This is a genomic window from Moraxella bovis, assembly GCF_002014975.1.
Taxonomy (GTDB): Bacteria; Pseudomonadota; Gammaproteobacteria; order Pseudomonadales; family Moraxellaceae; genus Moraxella; species Moraxella bovis.
In genome coordinates this window covers 1-2,640 of sequence record NZ_MUXV01000088.1, presented here as the reverse complement: position 1 = coordinate 2,640, position 2,640 = coordinate 1, and the positions used below count along the sequence as shown (strand labels likewise).

Below are 2,640 nucleotides of genomic sequence, written 5' to 3'. Positions count from 1 at the left end.
TGGAGGGGGGTGAGAGGGTGAGCTTAAAAATCCCAACCTTGCCAAAACCACATTCAGAATTTTTTATTATTCAAGACAATAAGGGTAATCCGATACCAAATCAACCCTACCTTATCACTACATCAGACGGTCAAAAAATAAAAGGTGTAACCGACGATGGGGGTAAAACTCAGACCGTTTACACAATGCGACCTGAGCAAATAATGCTTGACATTTTGGAATATGCTGACGATACTATGCCGTATCATCAAATGACTGGAGAGACCTACCGTGGGGAGAAGTAGTGGAGCAACGCCAAGAACCAAGGCATCTATCACAAAACCGACAAAACAAAAGCAAGGCGTTATTGTTCAGCTTGGTGAGGGTAATGATAAAACTTATCTGTGTACGCATATTTGTATTGCAAAAGAGTTTCCAAAAGTAAGTCTAGCAGGCTACTCATTAAAGCAAAGAGCTTGTACAGAAAATATTTGGAAGGATGAGGATTTTCACCTAAATCTATGGCGATTTAAGGCGGAAGTAGGCTATTTGATGAACCGAGAGCCACCAACACCCTTGATGAGCAATAAGGCGGGAGAGGGATTACGCCCTAGCCGTTTCCCTTTGGGGGCTGCCATCAGAGAAATAGAGGAGGGAGTGGGTATTAAAGGCAACCTTAGAATTCCTGATTGTATTATCCTAAAAGTTAGTGATACAGAGGTTGCCAACTTGGTTAAAAAATTTGCAGAAGGCAAAGGCAGTCAAGCGGATTTAAAGCAATTTATTCCCACACAAGAAAATATTGATACAGTTGTAGAAATTAAGTTTGAGGGGGATAAGTTGAGTGATGAGCAAAGGGAAGCTTACGAAATAATTGCAGGTCCCAATAAATTTAGAGAGCTTAAAGAAGTTGATTGTCATTGCGGTGTTCGTAAAATTGACCCCAGAACACGACCCTATGCAGAATATATCACAGCTATTAGACTGCGAACAGATTTTAACTCATTGTTTTTAACACCTCGTTACGCAAGTGTACAAAATACCTATACTAACAATGTTCCTTTGCCTAAATTTATAAGTAAGCCTACCATTGCTCAAATTGCTTTTGGTGCGGCAGTTGTGACGGTAGCCATCGTGGTTTCTATCGGTGGCACGCCAGCAACGGGCTTTGTGGTATTAGGAGCAGGTCTTACCTATGCAGGTTCACACTAGCACCCCTTTCTTTTTTTGGAGAAACCCATGAAAACCCTAAACGACATGAACGAATACAAAGAAGACTTTCATTACTATGACATCATAGACGGCAAAGAAGTAACCGTTAATGATGTACATCTGACCGCTTGTTTATTTTTTAGAGATGGACACCTACAAGAAACACGAGAGCATTTAAGAGATTGTATCAGTCAGTATATGGCACTCTTTGGCGAGCATATCACTTGGGGGTTTAATTCCAAGAACCGCAGATGGACAGAAAAACCCTTTGATAAATTACCGAGCTTTAACGAAATCCTAGAAGAACGCAAAGACCCAGACGATGTTATTGAATGGTTTGTGTCAGCAGGCAACCATAAGCTCATGCAAGAAGCGGTGCCTTATGAGCTGTTTTGTCTGACTGAACGAGACTGGCAACTTGAAAATATTAGCCAGCTTAGATTTCGGGTGGATAGGGCAGATTTTTTTGACCTAGATAAACACGGTCATATCATCAATTTGTTTAACTACTGTGTCTATAAACTCAATCCTTATTTTGCTTATATGGGTTGGGGAACGGCGATTGGTTACGAAAAGGAATATGGGCTAGATTTCTTAAATCAATGTAAAAAATTTTTTGGTATTAATCCAATTCGTACTTGGGATGCTGTTGCTATGCACCACGGCATTCGTGGCATTGACTGGTGGACTTATATCAGTGATGATTTGGCAGAGCGTATTGGTGGTAGAGGTAAATTGTTAGAACAAGTAATTACCAAGTCAGTGGAGCATAAATTATACGATAATGGCGTACTCTTGATTGCCGATGAAGTGCCACAGCTGTTACCAGTTGATGAGCCTATTCCACAAAGTTATTTGGATGTTAATGACATTTGTCGTCCGATGCGAAATGGACATTATGGTTCTTTGGGGGGAATGAACGAATATGACGGTGGTATCGGCTACCAAACCTTTAACGCCTACTTCACTGACCTATGGCTAAGACGCTTTGATAATCCTAATTTATGGCGAGCTTTCCCCCAAAAAAGCAAACCTGACATTACCGCAGAGCCTATTAAGTCAGAAACAGGCGATGTGATTGCTGTCAAGACAGGGGAAGTTTGTCAGCAAGATGGGCGTTATATTTATTTAGACGAGTATGATTATAATCGTGGTCAGTTTAGATACCACAATATCAACGAATATGACGGACAACTCATTGACTACCGCCAATATGTCGTCCTTAAAAAAGGTGACATTGCCCCTTATTTCATTCATATGGATGCAAACTGGCGTACTGTGGAGGCGATGGAAATTACTTGGACTTTGGTGGAAGTGTTATAATTGTAATACAAAACCTTTTGATTTTATTTTCTTAAATTTGAAAAGCGTTCCTGTTTGGACGCTTTTCATCAACTGTCTTTTCCAACAATCAAGCAAATTTTTTCACCCCCTTGACCCCTCCCACCC

3 protein-coding genes are annotated in these 2,640 nt (G+C 40.7%); all 3 read left to right on the top strand.

The genetic code is table 11. The features are described 5' to 3' along the window. A partial coding sequence (locus tag B0182_RS13425; protein ID WP_211271656.1) for a hypothetical protein occupies positions 1-284 on the top strand: 284 nt, incomplete at its 5' end. Continuing rightward, positions 271-1,191, top strand: a complete 921-nt coding sequence (locus B0182_RS13420; protein ID WP_112742646.1) for a VRR-NUC domain-containing protein — start codon at positions 271-273, stop codon at positions 1,189-1,191. The genes B0182_RS13425 and B0182_RS13420, both read left to right, overlap by 14 nt. Positions 1,192-1,218: 27 nt before the next feature. Further along, the gene (locus B0182_RS13415) at positions 1,219-2,514 is read left to right on the top strand and encodes a type VI immunity family protein (protein ID WP_078275396.1); all 1,296 of its coding nucleotides are present in this window, start codon (positions 1,219-1,221) and stop codon (positions 2,512-2,514) included. The last annotated feature ends 126 nt before the right edge of the window (positions 2,515-2,640 follow it).